Origin of the sequence: Kitasatospora sp. NPDC088779 (genome assembly GCF_040685395.1) — a bacterium.
In the GTDB taxonomy this organism is placed as follows: domain Bacteria; phylum Actinomycetota; class Actinomycetes; order Streptomycetales; family Streptomycetaceae; genus Kitasatospora.
In genome coordinates, this window is sequence record NZ_JBFBHW010000065.1 from 15,239 (window position 1) to 30,504 (window position 15,266).

At 70.9% G+C, this 15,266-nt stretch carries 16 protein-coding genes; 9 read left to right on the forward strand and 7 right to left on the reverse strand.

From position 1 onward, the window contains the following. The first annotated feature begins 30 nt into the window (after window positions 1-30). Window positions 31-555: a hypothetical protein gene (locus AB0P03_RS36440; RefSeq protein WP_363632927.1), complete on the forward strand. Its 525-nt coding sequence runs from the start codon at window positions 31-33 to the stop codon at window positions 553-555. Between the two features lie 95 nt (window positions 556-650). Here AB0P03_RS36440 and AB0P03_RS36445 read toward each other — a convergent pair whose 3' ends face one another. Both AB0P03_RS36445 and AB0P03_RS36450 read right to left on the reverse strand, forming a co-directional pair. After that, on the reverse strand, window positions 651-1,319 hold the full coding sequence (locus tag AB0P03_RS36445; protein WP_363632929.1) for a hypothetical protein: 669 nt from the start codon (window positions 1,317-1,319) through the stop codon (window positions 651-653). A 205-nt stretch (window positions 1,320-1,524) separates the two neighbouring features. Next, complete coding sequence (locus tag AB0P03_RS36450) at window positions 1,525-2,145, reverse strand: hypothetical protein (RefSeq protein ID WP_363632931.1); 621 nt, start codon at window positions 2,143-2,145, stop codon at window positions 1,525-1,527. Window positions 2,146-2,463: 318 nt separating this feature from the next. On the opposite strand from AB0P03_RS36450, the gene AB0P03_RS36455 reads away from it, so the two are divergent. The 8 genes from AB0P03_RS36455 to AB0P03_RS36490 all read left to right on the forward strand — a co-directional run bounded on the left by AB0P03_RS36455 (window position 2,464) and on the right by AB0P03_RS36490 (window position 10,464). Beyond that, a complete protein-coding gene (locus AB0P03_RS36455; protein WP_363632932.1) occupies window positions 2,464-2,610 on the forward strand; it encodes a hypothetical protein in 147 nt (48 codons plus the stop codon). Between the two features lie 729 nt (window positions 2,611-3,339). Next, the gene (locus AB0P03_RS36460; RefSeq protein ID WP_363632934.1) at window positions 3,340-3,696 is read left to right on the forward strand and encodes a hypothetical protein; all 357 of its coding nucleotides are present in this window, start codon (window positions 3,340-3,342) and stop codon (window positions 3,694-3,696) included. Window positions 3,697-3,752: 56 nt separating this feature from the next. Continuing rightward, window positions 3,753-4,532 carry a hypothetical protein gene (locus tag AB0P03_RS36465; RefSeq protein ID WP_363632936.1) on the forward strand — a complete coding sequence of 260 codons (780 nt, stop codon included), beginning with the start codon at window positions 3,753-3,755 and terminating at the stop codon, window positions 4,530-4,532. 56 nt (window positions 4,533-4,588) lie between these two features. Further along, complete coding sequence (locus AB0P03_RS36470; RefSeq protein WP_363632937.1) at window positions 4,589-4,897, forward strand: hypothetical protein; 309 nt, start codon at window positions 4,589-4,591, stop codon at window positions 4,895-4,897. Then, window positions 4,894-6,153, forward strand: coding sequence for a hypothetical protein (locus AB0P03_RS36475; protein WP_363632938.1), 1,260 nt, complete (start codon window positions 4,894-4,896; stop codon window positions 6,151-6,153). Before AB0P03_RS36470 ends, AB0P03_RS36475 begins: the two co-directional genes overlap by 4 nt. Beyond that, a complete protein-coding gene (locus tag AB0P03_RS36480) occupies window positions 6,150-6,722 on the forward strand; it encodes a hypothetical protein (RefSeq protein WP_363632939.1) in 573 nt (190 codons plus the stop codon). Before AB0P03_RS36475 ends, AB0P03_RS36480 begins: the two co-directional genes overlap by 4 nt. After that, window positions 6,719-8,038: a hypothetical protein gene (locus AB0P03_RS36485; RefSeq protein ID WP_363632941.1), complete on the forward strand. Its 1,320-nt coding sequence runs from the start codon at window positions 6,719-6,721 to the stop codon at window positions 8,036-8,038. The genes AB0P03_RS36480 and AB0P03_RS36485 overlap by 4 nt, the downstream gene beginning before the upstream one ends. Window positions 8,039-8,469: 431 nt before the next feature. Next, window positions 8,470-10,464 (forward strand): SMI1/KNR4 family protein, encoded by a 1,995-nt coding sequence (locus tag AB0P03_RS36490; protein ID WP_363632943.1) that lies wholly within the window; start codon window positions 8,470-8,472, stop codon window positions 10,462-10,464. A 435-nt stretch (window positions 10,465-10,899) separates the two neighbouring features. Here the strand turns inward: AB0P03_RS36490 and AB0P03_RS36495 are convergent, their stop codons facing one another. The 5 genes from AB0P03_RS36495 to AB0P03_RS36515 all read right to left on the reverse strand — a co-directional run bounded on the left by AB0P03_RS36495 (window position 10,900) and on the right by AB0P03_RS36515 (window position 15,129). Continuing rightward, window positions 10,900-11,472 carry a hypothetical protein gene (locus AB0P03_RS36495; protein ID WP_363632945.1) on the reverse strand — a complete coding sequence of 191 codons (573 nt, stop codon included), beginning with the start codon at window positions 11,470-11,472 and terminating at the stop codon, window positions 10,900-10,902. 327 nt (window positions 11,473-11,799) lie between these two features. Continuing rightward, complete coding sequence (locus AB0P03_RS36500; RefSeq protein ID WP_363632947.1) at window positions 11,800-12,552, reverse strand: hypothetical protein; 753 nt, start codon at window positions 12,550-12,552, stop codon at window positions 11,800-11,802. Then, complete coding sequence (locus tag AB0P03_RS36505) at window positions 12,549-13,241, reverse strand: hypothetical protein (RefSeq protein ID WP_363632949.1); 693 nt, start codon at window positions 13,239-13,241, stop codon at window positions 12,549-12,551. Before AB0P03_RS36505 ends, AB0P03_RS36500 begins: the two co-directional genes overlap by 4 nt. Beyond that, on the reverse strand, window positions 13,238-14,323 hold the full coding sequence (locus AB0P03_RS36510) for a hypothetical protein (RefSeq protein WP_363632950.1): 1,086 nt from the start codon (window positions 14,321-14,323) through the stop codon (window positions 13,238-13,240). Before AB0P03_RS36510 ends, AB0P03_RS36505 begins: the two co-directional genes overlap by 4 nt. A gap of 68 nt (window positions 14,324-14,391) precedes the next feature. Beyond that, window positions 14,392-15,129 carry a hypothetical protein gene (locus AB0P03_RS36515; RefSeq protein ID WP_363632952.1) on the reverse strand — a complete coding sequence of 246 codons (738 nt, stop codon included), beginning with the start codon at window positions 15,127-15,129 and terminating at the stop codon, window positions 14,392-14,394. Window positions 15,130-15,266 lie beyond the last annotated feature (137 nt).

Here is a 15,266-nt window from a genome sequence, read left to right on the forward strand (position 1 = left end):
ACGGCAGTTGAGCCACTACGCTCAGCTCACATGACCGATCAAGACCGGCTCGTCGTGCCGGATACCGCGCGCCTCATCGAGGGCACCGAACTACCCGAGAACCTGCCCTACCGGATCTACCCCACCTTCAGCAGCCGCGCCTTCGGCACCCACTCCCCGGCCCTACTGCTCGACCCCATGTTCCACGCCGAGCTGACGGACGAGAAGGGCAGCTACAACCCCATCCCGATCATGCTCTCCACCGAGGGCTTCCTGCACGTCGACGTCGGCATTCCGCAGGACCACACCCCGGCACAGCTGCGCACCGCGATGGACCGGGGCTGGAAGGTGACGATGTCCGCGGGCCATGTCGAGATCGCCCGGCCCGGCAAGACGCTGGCCCGCCTTCCCTGCATCGGCGAGCTGACCTGGCTCACCGCCACCACGCCGACGACGTTGATCGTCCTGGTCTCCGAGACGACGGTGAACCCCGACCCGAGGGATGGCGGCGAGATCATCACCGCCGCCGTCAACGTCTCCGGCACCTTCGCTCTGCTGCCGTTGGAGATCCGCTAGGCGGTGCCGGGCCGTGGCCGACCGGCCCGGTGGGGTCGTAGATGCCGCTGAGCGGGCCGCTGCTTAGCAGCAACGGCCCCGAAGCCGGGTGGGGGCTAGAGGTCCTCCAGATCCGGGTCGACACCGGTCAGGTCGATGTTCGGCGGCTCCAGGATGGCGATCCGCTCGCCCACCCAGGCGAAGGCGATCCACCTGTCCATCGCCTCGCGCACGGACGCCGCGTAGTTCTTGGCGAGGAGTTCCCGGGCCTCGTCCTGGTCCTCCTGGCCGGCTCGCACGCCGGCCTCGATGTCGGCGAGGACGGCGCGCAGGTCCCAGACGCTGGTGACGAGCGGGCCGTTGACGTGGCGGCGGGGCTGGTGGAGGCGGCGCAGCAGCCGGGCGTCCGCGAGCCGCAGGCCCTTGTCCTGGGCCGTGCGGTCGATCTGCTCGGCGAGTTCGCGGCCGCCGTCGGTGAAGTGCGTCCAGGCCACCACGTCGCCGGTGGGGATGGCGAGGGAGGCCTCGATGCGGCTGCAGGGCGGCTGGATCACATCGAAGGTGTGCCACAGCGTGGTGTACGCGGAGACGTTGTGGTCGCGGGCGGTCTGTGCGGCCGTCTCGTACCGGTCGTGGCGGGCGTCCATGTCGGCGATCACGCGGGCGGTGACGGTGCTGTTGGCACGTTGCGCGGCGATCGCGGCGTTGGCCTGGGTGTAGTTCTCGCCGGTCTCGGCCATGCGGGCGCGCACGTCGGCCTTGCGGGCGCGGCGGGGGTCGGTCATCGTGGCCGTCCAATGGGGCGCTGCGGTCCGTGGCCCGGGCGCCTGGTCGGCACGACGGGGGAGGGTGTGTTCGCTCGCCGCGTCGCGAGTCCGACCTGGTGTGCCGTCTCTGCCACGGGCTGGACGGCGGTCTGGGGCTGCGATACCCAGAAGGGATCCTACCGGATCCTGACGCACCGTCATTCCGGTTGGCGGGGTCCGGTGGTCAGGTGACCAGGTGTTCGCCGCACGCGGTGTAGAGGTTGACGTGGGAGTAGAAGCGGACGTCGACGAAGTCGTGCACGAGGGTGTTGTCGCCGCGCCAGTTGTAGGCGTCGCTGATGGCGGTCACGGCGTCGACCAGCGCCCCGCACGGCTCGGACAGCCGCCGCCGGGTGCGGCCGGGCCCGGCCTCCTCGACGCCGTCGACCGCCCAGTCCAGCGGGACGCCGCGGATGGTGACGTCGATGGCGCAGTTCCCGGTGAACTGCCGGTGGTGCACAGTGATCCGGGTGCCCTTGGGTGCGTCCCGGATCGGGTTGTGCCGCGCGACGGCGTCGGGAGCGGCTCCGCGCGGGGCCGGCTGCCGGGCTGCCCTGATCTCGGCCTTGATCAGGGCGGCGACGTCCCCGGTGGGCAGGTCCCAGGTGGCTTCGGCCTTCTCGCCCAGAACCCTTCTGCCGATGGCGGGTTGGCGCGGCGGCGGGACCTCCCGCGGCAGTGGGCCGTGCCGCTCCTCAAGGGCGGCGAGCCGGTCGCGGGCGGCCTCGCGCAGGCCGTCCGGCACCCGGCTGTCCTCGGCGACCGCGCGCACCTTGGCCGCGCGCGCCCTCAGCTTCTCGTCCATGGTCTCGCTCTTCTCGTGACGGGGCTCCAGGATGCCGCAGCGGACCGACACCCGGACGTAACCGGAGAGGCCGACGAGTTTCCACCCGGCGGGTACCGCCCTTCCTAATTCAGGAAGATTGCAGGTCAGAAGATTGATCGCGCACGAAGCGTCATAGGCTACACCAAGGAGTTTTGACGCACCATCAGGGCACTATAGAATCAGCCGTAGCACTGCCATTCCGAGGGGTATTCCCTCGGCCCTTCCTCATGATCTTGGGTTCCGACCCGGGGGCCCGGACGCGGCCTGCGCGTCCACCGAGGAAGGGAGCAGCGTTCCATGACTGGAGAGCCGAAGGACTCGGACACCGGCGGCGAGCCGGACCCGAAGAAGCCGGACGACCAGCGGGAACGCCGCGCGCAGATGGTGGGTGCGATCGTCATCGAAGCGCTCAGGCTGGCGGCGGAGATCCTCCGCCGGCTCTGAGTGCGGCCGTGCGGCCCGGGGCGCAACCCGGGCCGCACGTGTGGTGATGGTTCGCCGCGCTGTGCGCGGTCCGCGGCCGCCCGGTTGCTTCCTTGGGAGGATGCCGGGCGGCTTCACCATGCCTCCGGAGGAAAAGACCCCCGGAAGTTCATTATCTTGAAGTCTGAACCGGTAACCAATCCCGAAGACCTGCAGTTGATTTCTAATCGACTAACCCGGCTAACGTTCGCGAAGCTAATCCCTGTCAACGGTTTTGAAAGCCGATTAGTTGTTGTTCGGGAAGCAAAACAGGTGCATCGGCTTCTTTCGATGACCTAAGTCTATATCCACCACGACCCGAAAAAGACCTGATTCTGCGGCAGGCGCCGTCGGATCCATGACGATGACGCCTTCCCGGCGCGCCCGCTCCCCGGGGAAAGCGTCCCCCGGGTCCTACTCACGTGAGGAGGTGGCGGTCCGGCCGGCCTCGGCCCTGGGTCGTTAAGATTCTAACGGCCCCGGCCGCAGGGCCGGACGCTCCGCATGTGATCACCTACCAACGCTGGTAGGTGATCCGGCGGCAGAGACCCCCCGATCCTAGGAACGGTTCCTAGGACGACCGGCCCCTACACCCTCGTCTGACCTTCCGTCCATGGCTAACATCATTAGCCTAGTATAATCCCCAATATACGAGGCAACCGCTGTGAGAGGCTTTCCCCCACAGGCCCCGTTTTCGGCAGGAGAGGCACCGTGACGACGTCGAGCACCGCCGGAACGCCACTGGAGCGCGCCGTGGACGACTTCGCCGACTTCGTCCGGGTCCGGCTCGCCGAGCGGGCCGCCGACCCGGCGGTGACCGAGCAGACCCGCGCGGCCTTCGCCCGGCAGTCCATCGCGATCAGCCGGATCGTCGCCGATGCCTGGTTCGTCGGCTCGCCCCAGCAGATCCATGCCCTGCGGCTGCTGCGGGAGATGTCGCTGCTCTGGTACGGCCACGACGACCACCCCGACACCCCGTGGCATGAACACCTCGCCACCACCGACCCGGACACCGCACTGCGCCACCTGCAGCAGGCCCAACGCCGAGCCGACGACATGACAGACTGACCGCCAACACCAGCCATGCGCACCACAGTTGACCCCATGAAGGAAGCCACCCGACCGTGCAGAGCGAACCGCTCCACCCGCCTCAGGACCCCGGCGGCCGACACCACGACTGGGTCGGCTTCGTCCGCTCCCGCCTGCACGAGGAACTCGCCAAGGACGGCCTGCACCACTCCACCCGCCGCGCCCTGCAGCGCCGGCTGAAGCGGGTCGCCGAGATCGCCGACCACGCCGACGGCACGACCCCGACCTCCCTGCTCGGCCGCGTCGAAGGCGGCACCGAACTGGTCGACCTCGCGCAGCGCTGGCGCGACCACCCGGCCTACCCCGGGGTCCGCCGCACCACCGAGCCGGCCGCCGTGAGCGGTACACCCGGCCCGCAGCTCCCGGCCTCGGTGGTACACGTCTACGAGCGCGGCATCACCGCGGACCTGCTCGCCCAGGTCGGCGGCTACCCCGGCCTGCACAAGGAGGCCCGCGAGGAGCTGGCCGAGCAGCACCCGTGCCGACGCGAGGTCCCGGGCACCGGCCTGCCGCTCACCATCACCTCCGACGACACCGGCTTCCTCACCGTCCACGCCGAGACCACCTGCACCGACCGGCGCTGCCGGACCGAGGCCGCCGCCGTCGCCCGCTACCAGGAGCTGCTGGAGGTCTTCGACCGGACCCGGGAATCGATGAATGCCGTCGACCTGTTGCTGCGACAGCCCAACCTGGTGACCACCCCGGACCCGGAGAAACTCCGCAAGGAGTGGGCTCGCCGGGAGAAGGCCATCCGTGAACTGCTGCGCGAGGTGGTCGACACCATCACCCCGCACGCCGACTCCGCCGCCGAGTGAGCACCACCCGCTCGCGGCTCCCCCGCTCCACCTCACGCCCCGTCAAGGAGACCGGCATGACGTACGACGACCCCGAGGACCAGACCCGGCGCCGACAGGCCGCCGACCTGGAGCACATCGCGACTTACTACCGGCTGGAGCGCCGCCTGGGCATCCGCGTCACACTCGGCGGCCGGGTCCGGCACGACGGCCGCGAAGGCACGGTCGAGGACACCGCCGGCCATCGGCTGCGGGTGCTGTTTGACGGAGAGGTGACGCCCCGAATCCGGCACGTCACCTCGGGCATGGAGTACGAGACCGCCACCGGCTGGGTCGCGGCCACCCCCGTCCCGGACCCGTTCGCCGCCGACCCGGCCGCCGCATGAGCGCACCGGACAACGAGGCCGCCGCCCGCGCGCTACGCCCGAACCCTAGGTTCGGCACCGGCTTCCTCGAACGCCCCGAGACCCTGTACCCGCTGCTGCAGTACGGACTGACGGCCAGCACCAGAGAGCACCGATCAGAAAGGCACTTCTGCATGGAGCAGCACTCGCACGACTCCGCCGAAGACCTGGAGCGAGCCGGATACCACGAACGCATCCGCCGCCTGCACCAGGTCATCGCTGCCCGCGTGAACGAGCACCCCCAGGTCGGCGGAGCCGTCGACTCGACGGCCGCCCACCTGGCCGCCCGGTCGGTGGACAGCATGCTGAGCGAGGCCGCCCTGTTCGGCGAAGCCGCTGCGGCAGACGGCTTCACCGAGACGATGGCGCTCCACCAGCTGGAAGCGCTCCTCGACCAGGCAGCCCGGCGCGCATGGCCCACCGACACAGGGCAGTTGGACGACATCGCCCGCCTGCGGAAGGACACCAACGTCCAGATGGCCGCGCTGCTCGCCGGCCGAGAGCGCGGGCCGTCGGCCGCGCTTGTCCGCGACCAGGTGAACGAGCTGGCCGGCTTCATCAACCGCTGCGCTCAAGAGCAGGTCCACGTCACCACCGAAGGCCTCTACTCCGGCCTCGGTCTGATACTCCGCGCCACCTCCTACGCCCACGGCGCCGTGGACATGGCACTCACCGCCGGCCGCCTGGATTTGGCGGGCAAGCACCTGGGGCACCTGATCCAGCAGGCCCGGAAGTGGGCCGACCACCCGAAGTACCCGTCCGCCCTGGTGGCTGACCTGATGCAGGCCGTGGAGGAGGACGATCCGCGCAACGAACCGGCGACTGAACGTGTTGTTCCGGAAGCCGGGGCAGTCCAGCCAGCCACAGCAGGCAGTCCCGCGAAGAAGATCACGCTCATTCAGGCTGAACTTCTGTTCAGCGCGATGGGGCTGGCCATCGGTGGTGACGACCGGGAGGGCTTCGTCTTCCGCGCCCGCGGAGGCCGCGACGGTTCGCGATCAGTCAAGTCCTCGCACCAGATCGAGGTGCGGTACCGCCTCGCCGGGGGGTACACCCTCATGGGCAATGACCTGGATGGCCTCCCCGAGGTGATGGAGCACTACCGGTGGGCCGTCGAGAAGGCTCCTCATCACGGCTACACCGTGACCTGGAGGCCCGCCAACGTCTGGATGGAAGTCACCCGCTCTCCGGTTGCCCCCGAGCCAGCCGCCGACCGACCTCAGCGGGCTAACTCGTGACCGGCACCGCCGGCGCAGCCGAGCAGAAGCTGCGGCAGTGGGTGGACACGTACGCGCGACTCCACTCGGGCAACGACACCTGGCGCTACCGCAGCTTCGCCGCGCTCGTTGCCGAGTTCGGCGTCATCTACCACCCTTCCCCCTGGCCTGGTGACCGGCCCTGCGGGCGGCCCGGCCGCTGCTTCGAGGAGGCCAGCAGGTACGCCGACGCCACCGGCGCCACGTACGTCGAGGGATTCGTCCTGGTCTCGGATGCGCCGCTGATGTTTCCGGTCTTCGAACACGCCTGGTGTCTGACGGCTCAGGGCGCCGTGGCCGACACCACCATCCCCGATGGCGGCGCTCTCCTCTACCTCGGCGTGCCGCTGCACGCCGCCTTCCGCCGCGCTGCCCAGGCCCGGCGACGGACCTGGGCAGCGCTCACCTACGACCCCGATAACCTCCAAGCCGACGTCAACGACGTGGTCCTGAAAGCGGGCCTGCCGCCGGGCGCACTGGCCCTCCCGAACACGCCTGCACCGCCGCTCGGGGAGCCCGGCCCCCTCGCACAGGAGGTTCCCTGCCCTTGAACCAAGCATCTGCCGCCGAGGTCATCGACGCCGAACTGCTGGACGAGGACCAGCAAGCCCTGCCCGCAGTGCGCGAGCCCCTGGGCCTGGACCTCAGCGGCTTCCACCGCGACACCGTCCTGGTCGCAGGCCAGCCGCTGCCGCAGGCCCTCGCGCCGGACTACAGCCTTGCCGACTTCGTGATCTCCCCGGAGACCGAGGAACTGCTGAAGGCTGCCTGTCGGGGCAACACTGCCCGGAACAAGGACAACCAGGTCAGCCTGTTCCAGCGGTGGTGCGCACAGCGGAACCGGGTCGCGCTTCCGTGCACCACCGCCACCTTGATCGAGTACGTCGGCTGGATGATCAAGAGCGGCACCTACGACCCGAACACGGTCCAGGTCTACAGCAGCGCGGTCGTCACCTGGCAGGAGGGAGAGACCCCGGGTCACACCCGGCCAGGTACTCTGCAGGTTCGCGAGTTGATCGCGGCGTTCCGCACACAGTGGTCGAAGACCAACACCGAGAAGCAGTCCCCGGCCGTCCTGGAAGCCGACCTGGAGGTCATGGTCGCGGTCTGCGACGAGCGCGGCCGGCCGGCCGACCTTCGGGACGCGGCGATCCTGACCCTCGGCTTCCACCTGCTGACCCGCCGGATCGAGCTCGCCCGCCTGGTCGTCACCCACCTCACCCTCCACGCGGACGGCATGGAGGTACGCCTGGTCGACCGCAAGACCCGCAAGGACGGCTCGGTGTACGAGGGCTGGGTGCCCGCCCGCGACGACGCCCCGCAGCTGTGCCCCGTCCGCCGGATGCGCACCTGGCTGGAGTACGGACGCCGGATCCGCCAGCCCGAGACCCAGGCCGCGTTCCGTGCCATGGACAAGGCCGGTCGCCTGGCTGTGCGCCTCACCCCGCAGACCTGCCCTCTGCACAAGGACGGGACATGCGATCCCCGGCAGCCACACGAGCTGACGGACGAGCAGTGGACCGAGCTGTCCTTCCTCAGCGGCGAGGCCATCAACGGCTACGTGAAAACTTTGGCCAAGGCCGCCGAGCGACGCCTCGCTGGCCTGGACGAAGCCGCCCGCGTAGAGCGCGGCTTCAACGCACTGCTCAACGCGCCTACCGCGGCCAAGGTCACCGCGCACGGGCTGCGCGCGGGCGGCGCCACCGTGCTCAAGGAGGCCGGGGTTCCCGAGGACCAGATCGCCAAAGTGGCCGACTGGCAAAAGGACGCGGCAGCGATGCGGCGGTACTTCCACAAGATCAGAATCCGGCAGCAGAGCCCCTGGGCCGCCGCCCGCGCGGATCGGCTGGATCGGCAGAAAACGTGAACGGACGGGAACCTCGACTTCGCCGCCGGCATCGCCGTCCAGTTCGCCAGCGGGAACATCCGCATCACCAACCTGGCAGATGAGATCGTCCTCGCCCATGACTCGAAGCTGGCTCGGTCCAGGCGCATCTCCAGGACGAGGCAGCGCCCGAACCCGAACCCCTTCCCCCGAGTTCCGAGTGAGAACCCCCGGAGCCGTCCTCGCAGGGCGCAGGAACCGACCTGTCGGCTCGTACTGAACAGCCCCCCCAGCGGTGACAGCCTCCCCCGGCAGGTCGACGCGCCACCAGCGTGGTGCCAGTCCCACGGCGGAACCGCTGACGGTCAGGAACCCAGCAACAAGTACGAGTGCGTCGGGCGATGGCAGAGCCACGACCGCCGGGGACCCGGTTGGCACTATCAGTGTCAGTGGTACGTGCAAGCATCACCGCCATGACCGAGGAGACCTTCGACTGGCGTTCGTTCCTGACCCGATGGAGCGAGGAGTGGGTCGGCACGTACGACGACTCGGACGAGCCGAGGTCCGCCGAGGACGAGGGGGCCTGGCGGGCACGCTGGCTCGGGTTCGAGACTGCCTCCGCGGAACGGATCGCGGCGGCGGAAAAGCGGCTGGGATGTCAGCTTCCGCCGTCCTACCGGGCATTCCTGTCGGTCACCGACGGCTGGCGGCACGCGGGCGGCTTCATCTACCGGCTGGCCGGCACCGGACAGGCCCGCTGGCACGAAGACGGACACGGCCTCAGCGAGTACTACCACGACGGTGAGCTCGACGGCATGTGGGAACGCGCGCTGCAGCTGGACGTCGAATCCGACATGACGACCGTCCTGCTCGATCCGCTGGACACGGACGAAGACGGCGAGTGGGCGGTCTACTGCCACACATCGTGGGCACACTGTCCGCCGACCAGGTACTCCTCCTTCCAGGAGTTCATGCTCGCGCAGTACCAGGAGTTCCATCGCCTCGCCGCCAACCACGCCGACCGTGAGGGCCGGGCGTTCGCCAACGACACCACCCGACGGCTGGACGCCCTGGTGGAGACGGGCCGGCTGGACGCGCTGAGCGGCGCGTACGAGCGGGCGGCCATCTCACTCACCGAGGCGGCCGGGTTCGGCCGGCCCCGGGCCCACGGCATGCTCGACCAGCTGCGCCGTCTCCAAGGGGAGACGTACATGGTGTCCTACGACGGGCTGGCCCGCGACACGCTCTACTTCCGGGAGCTGGTCCCGCTGCTGGCGCTCGAGCACGTGCGGTGGCGGCGGGAGGCGGCCGACTGGCCCCGTCAGGTGGAGGCCGGCTCCGAGGAACGCCGGGAGGCCGCGGAGGAGATCCTGCGCGAGGTGGTGGAGGGGACGTTCCGCTACGACACTCCGGGCCCGTTCGGCGAGGCCGTCGAGCGGGCCCGCAAGCAGGCACGCTGGGGCCGCACGGAGGCCGCCTGGCAGATGCTGCTCGCCGGACTCCCCCTCTGGGCGCCGCTCGGGCCCGACCACCTCGCGCCGGTCGGGCTACTGGCCGACTCCGTCCTCGGACCTGTGATCACTCCGGAACGGGGACGGATCCTGCTGGCCACCCCGCGGGGCGCGGGGCCGAACGCAGCCGCAGCAGATCCGGGGACCGGGCCGGACGATGTGCCGGAGAGCGAGAACGGGCTCGCCTGGCTGGCCGGGCCACCATCAGACAACAGCCACCCGAGGCCGTACCGCTTCGTGCTGGTCGAGGGCGCGGCCCCGGCGGAACTGCCCGCGCGGCTGGGCGGCGAGCGCGCGGAGCTCAGTGCGCCGATGACGCGCGAGGAGCTCCAGCGGAGCCTGTTCCAGGGCGGCGCGAGCCCGACCTACGACGACTGCGCGGTCGTCACCGTCGGCCACGCGGGCGGTGCCAGCTGGAGTTTCGCCTTCGACCCGTTCCCGGCAAGCTACGACGCGGCGCGCTACGTGTCCCCGGCCGTCGCCGCCTCGCAGGACGGGGCCGCCTCACCCGGCGCCCGTGCACTGGTGGTGTGGTGCGTGCCGGAACGGGGCCTGTTCCACCTCTCCGCCGCCGAGCAGGGCGTCCAGCGGTACGCCTTCACCGTCGACGGCTCCGAAATCCACCGCGGTGACGGCCCGATACCTCCCGCACTCGACCCGGCCGCCCTGTTCGTCTCCCCCGCCGCCCCCGGTCAGGGCGGGCCGGACGGCGCGGGGGAACCGGATCGCACAGGAGAGCGGCGGGCACTGGAAGCGATCGCCGCCGAGTTCGGCGTGGGCCTGCCCCGGTTCGCACTCACCGAGGGCCGGCTGCACACCTTCACCACCCGTTCCTGGACCCGCCCGCCGGAGCCTGGCGACACCTATGCGTTCGTCACCTTCGGAGGCGCACTCGGCTCTGCGATCCGGCCCAGCACCGTTGTGGAGCCGGGCACGCCCGGCTCCACAACGGTGTAGCTCGGGCAGCTCAGCTGAGGCGGGTCGCGCCGGCCCGAGTCCCAACAGATCCTCGGGCCGGGCCGCTTGACCTGCTGCCAGTCGCTCGCCGTGCCGTCGTTGGAGAGCAGGTGGGCCCGGGCGGTCTGCCGGAACCGCCGGCACAGCGGGAGCGGTCACAGGATGTCGCGCAGCGGGTCCGGTTCGGAGGCGAGGATGGCGGCCTTGAAGCCTCCGATCACCGTCCTCTCCGGTGGCCTGGCCCTGGTCGTAGTCCATCGCCAGGGCGACGCCGGTGGTTTCGGCGTGGTGCCGGGCCAGCTGGGCGACCTGCCTGCTGCGGCTCACCGCGACGCCTGCTCGCCCGGGCGGACGGTTCGCGGCCCGGCGGCGGTGGGCTGGGTGTCGGTGGTGTCCATGGGCGCTTGGTTCCCTTGCGGGTCGCAGGGGCGGCGGTCAGGCGGCGGTGGCGCGCGCCAGCAGGCGCTCGGTGGAACGTGCAGGCAGGGCACAGGCGGCGGTGCGCAGCCGCCGCTCCAGGGCGGCGTGCGCCGCGCGCAGTCCGCGCGCGGCCGCGGCCCGGTTCCTGCGGACCTCGACGGGGAACCGCTCGATCCGGCCGATCAGGGTACCCAGCAGCCGCTCCGCGTCCTGCGCATCGGCGTGCACGAAACCGCGGTAAGCGGTGATGGTCGAACGCGCACCACCCAGGCCCTTCTCGCAGGTGGTGGCGGCCGCGTCCAACTTCGTCCAGGAGTGGACGATTTCGGGGTCAAGAAGCCTCTCGATCGCCTCCTGCGGCAGGATGCCCAACAACTGCGACAGGTCCCCGCGCCGGACCTCGATCAGGGTCCGCAAGCTGTGCAGCTCGTCGCGGACGCTGCCCTGGCCGGGCACCACCGCGGCCTGCCCGGCCCACCGGTCGAGCCGCTCGTCGGTCAGGAGCTGTCCCAGGTACGCCAACTGCTCGTCGTGGGGGCGCTCGCGCAGTTCGGCGGCGGCGGCCGCGAGATCCGCGAAGATGCTCATGTGATCGATTCCTCTCGTGGGACGACGGATCGGCTGAACCGTCGACATGTCCGTTCTATCCGAGCCGCTAGGCCCGTGCGGGTGGTCTTGCCCGGGCCGCAGGGGGTGAGCCTGGCCGTCCGGGCAACCTGCCTGGCGCTTCGACCGGCCGAGCCAAGGGCGACGCGCGCCTTCGGCCGACGGGGTCGGGCTGAGGACTCCCCCGGCCGGCTTGTCCGCCAGAACCGCCGGCCTGGGAGAGGCCTCCGACCGCGCCACCGAGTTCACGAGGGTGAGACGGCGCTGGTGGTGCAGGGCCGACCTGGGAGCCTGCACCACCAGCACGGTTCACGTTGCGGCGATCGCAGAGCGCGGTGTGGCCTGGTCGGCGGTCCACAGATCCAGCCGACTCGCCCTCGCCTGCGCGATGACGTCTAGCAGAGCCGGACCGAGAGCGAGTCCACGGTCCACCCGCAACGGCGTTCCACTGTGCCGGAGCACCAGAATCCTGTCCGCTTGCGCCGAACCAGCCGTGGCCATGCCGCACAACGTCCGCAGCACGTCCCGCAGTCCTGCCGCCCCCAGCACGCGGTCGTGGCGGGCGGCCTCCCTCCTGAGCGCCACAGCGTCTAGTTGGGGCGACCGTCGCTGCTGGGCACCTCGCGGCCGGATGACCGTCTCGCCGTCGACGACGCGGTAGCCGTAGACGGGCCGGTCGGCCTCGGCGGCCGCGGGGCGGTGCAGTGTCAGGGGCCAGCGGGAGGCGATGGCCCGGCGCAGGGCGAGCCGCAGGGCGAACGCGTCGGCCAGGACCGGATGGGCGTCGGCACGCCCGGCAGCCCACTGAGCGATCAGTCGCGCCACCAGGCTGTCCACGGCCTGCGCCGAGGTCCGACTCCCCAGCGGAGCGCCGTCGCCGAACGCCAGCCGGTAGGTGCGCTCGGCGACGGCGTCCACGCTGTCGCCCGCAGTCCTCGCGGCGCCCTTGACCGCGCGCCACAGGACCGCGGACGGGGCGTAGCGGACGTGCTGCGCGTCGTGTTCGGCGAGTGCGACGGTGTCCAGCAGGTGGCTGAGCGCGCTGGTGCCGGCGGGAATCACGAGACCACCTGCCGGGGTTTGCGCGCGTAGCCCACGTTCGCGGCGTGGGCCGGGTGGAGTTTGGACAGCAAGATGACGCGGTGCAGGGCGGCCCCCAGGGCGCGGCCCCGGCCGTGGCTGTAGGTCGTGGCGTAGTACATGCACAGCTGGCGGCATAGCGCCTGCATACCGCCGCCGGCGGCGGCTGAGGCGAGGACCTGGACCGTCCGGTGCAACCCGGCCTCTCGCAGTTCCTCCGACCACGCGGTCGCCTCGCGATGCAGGGCCAAGCACGCCATCGCGGCGCTGCCGTGCTGCTCCCACGTGTACCTGATGATCTTCTCGACCGCCTCACGCATCGGGTACCGGTGGCCGAAGAGCGGGTGGGCGGCGAGGTCATTGGCGACGCTCTGCGCGACGATCCGCCCGGCCAGGCGGCGCACGCTGCGCACCGCAGTGTGCTGAGAATCGCCGGTGGTGTCCCGGTAGTGGGCGCCGGGGCCGACCAGCAGGCCGTAGGTGGTCCGGTACACGTGCTGCATGCCGCCGGACGAGGGGAAGTCGGCGCAGAAGTGGAGCGCGGCGAACAGGACGGCAGTGATCTGACGGTCCGACGCGTAGTCCGCCTTGTCGATCTCCGTGAGGAGGCGGTGGAGGCGGGCGTAGACGTCGCTGTCGCTCAGCTCCTCATCAGCAGCGGTGTCGTTCACGGCTTCTCCTCGACGGCGGGCAGGGGCAGGGGCGGGACGGTGCCGGTGCGGCGCAGGTGGGTGTAGGCGGCGGCGATGTCGGCGTAGGCCCGGCGGCGCGCCGCGGCGGCCCTGGCCTCGACCTCCCCGGCCGCGGGCGGCTCGGAATCGGCGGCGCAGCGGCGCAGCTCGGTGATCTCGGCGGCGAGCCAGGCGTCGGGGTTCAGCTGCGCCTCGATGTCCGGGAAGCCGCGCTTGGGCAGGCTGTCCTGCCAGTCGTTGCTCGCCGTCCAGTACTCGGTGTCCAGGGCGCGCAGGTCCTCGGGCCAGTCGCCGTCGCCCGGGGCGTCGTCCGCGTCGGGGTGCGCGTCCTGCCACGCCTGGCCGAATGCGGCCATGGCCCGCGTGTAGCGTTCTTGCAGGTCGCGCAGGGTTTCGGGCTTCTCGGGTTCCAGGGCGGTGGGGGCGAGGTTGCGCACGAAGCTCTCGGTGGCCGCGTGCCAAAGGCGGGCGGTGTCCTGGCCGGCGCGGTCGGTGTCCTGGTCGAGGAGGGCCTGGGTGTGCCTGTCGAGAGCGCGGGCCATGTCGTTGAACACCTCGTCGAGGCTGGTGAAGCCGGCGGAGACCTCGATCGGGTCGTCTGTCGGGTGCAGGCGGCGGGTGACGTGCAGCGGGATGCCGCTGTAGCGGTAGATGCTCTCCGGGACGAGGCCGGCGGCGAGTGCGCCCAGCACCAGGGGGTCGCGCCGGTCCTCGGTCCGCTGCTGCCTCAGCTGCCAGTCCCGCAGGGCGTCCTCGGCGTCGTACTCGTTCGCGAAGAACAGGGCGGGCTGCTCCTGGGTGAACACCGCCTCGTCGTCCAGGTCGCGGACGGCGCGGCGCTTGAGCCAGTCGTTAAGGGCTTGCGGGCTCATGCCCATCTCGCGTCCGGCGGCGGACTTGTTGCCCTGGTGGGCGGCGATCAGATCGCGCACAGCCTGGGTTTCGACGTCGGCGAGGAACGCGGTGACGGCCTCGCGGGCGGCCTGGACGGCCCGGTAGCGTCCCAGTGGATCGCTCTGTTCCAGCGCGTGGGCGAGGTGTTCGGGCAGGGGGAGGGTCATGGTGGACTCCAGAGTCAGGTGGTAGGGGCCCGGGAGGACGGCCTCCCGGGCCGGGCTGCGGAATCGGGTCAGTCGAGGTAGAATTCGCGGTCGAGCTCGGCGAGGCTGTGCTCCAGGGCGGCCCTCATGTCCTGCGCCCACTGGCGGGCCTGCTCGGGGGTGGGCGTCACCGGGGGGAAGTTGTGGACGTGCTCGGCGACCTGGTCGCCGTCGACCTCGATGCGCACCCGCAGCGCCGTGACGACCTCGGCGCCGTCCAGGAATCCCGGGCGGTAGCCGGAGAGCGCGGAGCACGCCACGTTCCAGTTGGCGTCCTCGACGGGGCCGATCTCCGGGTCGGCGAGCTCGGCGGCCGCGCCGGCGTAGGTGAGCGTCCCGTTCAGTGCGCCCATCGTGGTCTCGCCGCTCGGGGCGGAGTCCCAGGCGGTGCCGTCGGCGCTCGTCTCGACGACGTAGGAGAACCGGCCCTTGATCTGGCCCTCGACATCGGTCTCGTCCCACGGGCCGTCCTGCGCCCACTCGCGGACTGCGGCCTCGTAGTACGCGACCACCGCGGTCTTGTCGTCGCTGTCCAGGATCTCCGTCCCGGCCTGCGACCAGTCGCGCACCGCGAACCGCTCGCTGCCGTCGGGGTCCGTGTAGGAGACGACGGTGATCTCGGCGTGGGTCTGCCCGTAGGAGTCCCTCGCGTTGCTGGTCCGCAGCTCGGTGCCGCCTTCGACGGCTCGCTCGACCTCCGCGGCCTGGTCCGGGTCGAGGTCCTCACGCTGGAAAGCGCTGGACACCACACGCAGTTCGCTGGACATGGGTACGCTCCGATGTTGTGGGCCCTGGCCACCCCGGGGCCCCGGGTGTCGGGGGTGCCACCCCGACAGCCGCAATTAAAGCGCCACTTTAAGATCTATTCAAGGCGCGCTTTAAAGTCGTATTGTCGGCGTGGCGC

What these genes read in the sequence shown, in the direction of transcription:
- AB0P03_RS36470 (WP_363632937.1), top strand. Translation starts at nt 4,589, where the DNA reads ATGACGTACGACGACCCCGAGGACCAGACCCGGCGCCGACAGGCCGCC.
- AB0P03_RS36450 (WP_363632931.1), bottom strand. Translation starts at nt 2,145, where the DNA reads ATGGACGAGAAGCTGAGGGCGCGCGCGGCCAAGGTGCGCGCGGTCGCC.
- AB0P03_RS36495 (WP_363632945.1), bottom strand. Translation starts at nt 11,472, where the DNA reads ATGAGCATCTTCGCGGATCTCGCGGCCGCCGCCGCCGAACTGCGCGAG.
- AB0P03_RS36510 (WP_363632950.1), bottom strand. Translation starts at nt 14,323, where the DNA reads ATGACCCTCCCCCTGCCCGAACACCTCGCCCACGCGCTGGAACAGAGC.
- AB0P03_RS36455 (WP_363632932.1), top strand. Translation starts at nt 2,464, where the DNA reads ATGACTGGAGAGCCGAAGGACTCGGACACCGGCGGCGAGCCGGACCCG.
- AB0P03_RS36490 (WP_363632943.1), top strand. Translation starts at nt 8,470, where the DNA reads ATGACCGAGGAGACCTTCGACTGGCGTTCGTTCCTGACCCGATGGAGC.
- AB0P03_RS36475 (WP_363632938.1), top strand. Translation starts at nt 4,894, where the DNA reads ATGAGCGCACCGGACAACGAGGCCGCCGCCCGCGCGCTACGCCCGAAC.
- AB0P03_RS36445 (WP_363632929.1), bottom strand. Translation starts at nt 1,319, where the DNA reads ATGACCGACCCCCGCCGCGCCCGCAAGGCCGACGTGCGCGCCCGCATG.
- AB0P03_RS36515 (WP_363632952.1), bottom strand. Translation starts at nt 15,129, where the DNA reads ATGTCCAGCGAACTGCGTGTGGTGTCCAGCGCTTTCCAGCGTGAGGAC.
- AB0P03_RS36440 (WP_363632927.1), top strand. Translation starts at nt 31, where the DNA reads ATGACCGATCAAGACCGGCTCGTCGTGCCGGATACCGCGCGCCTCATC.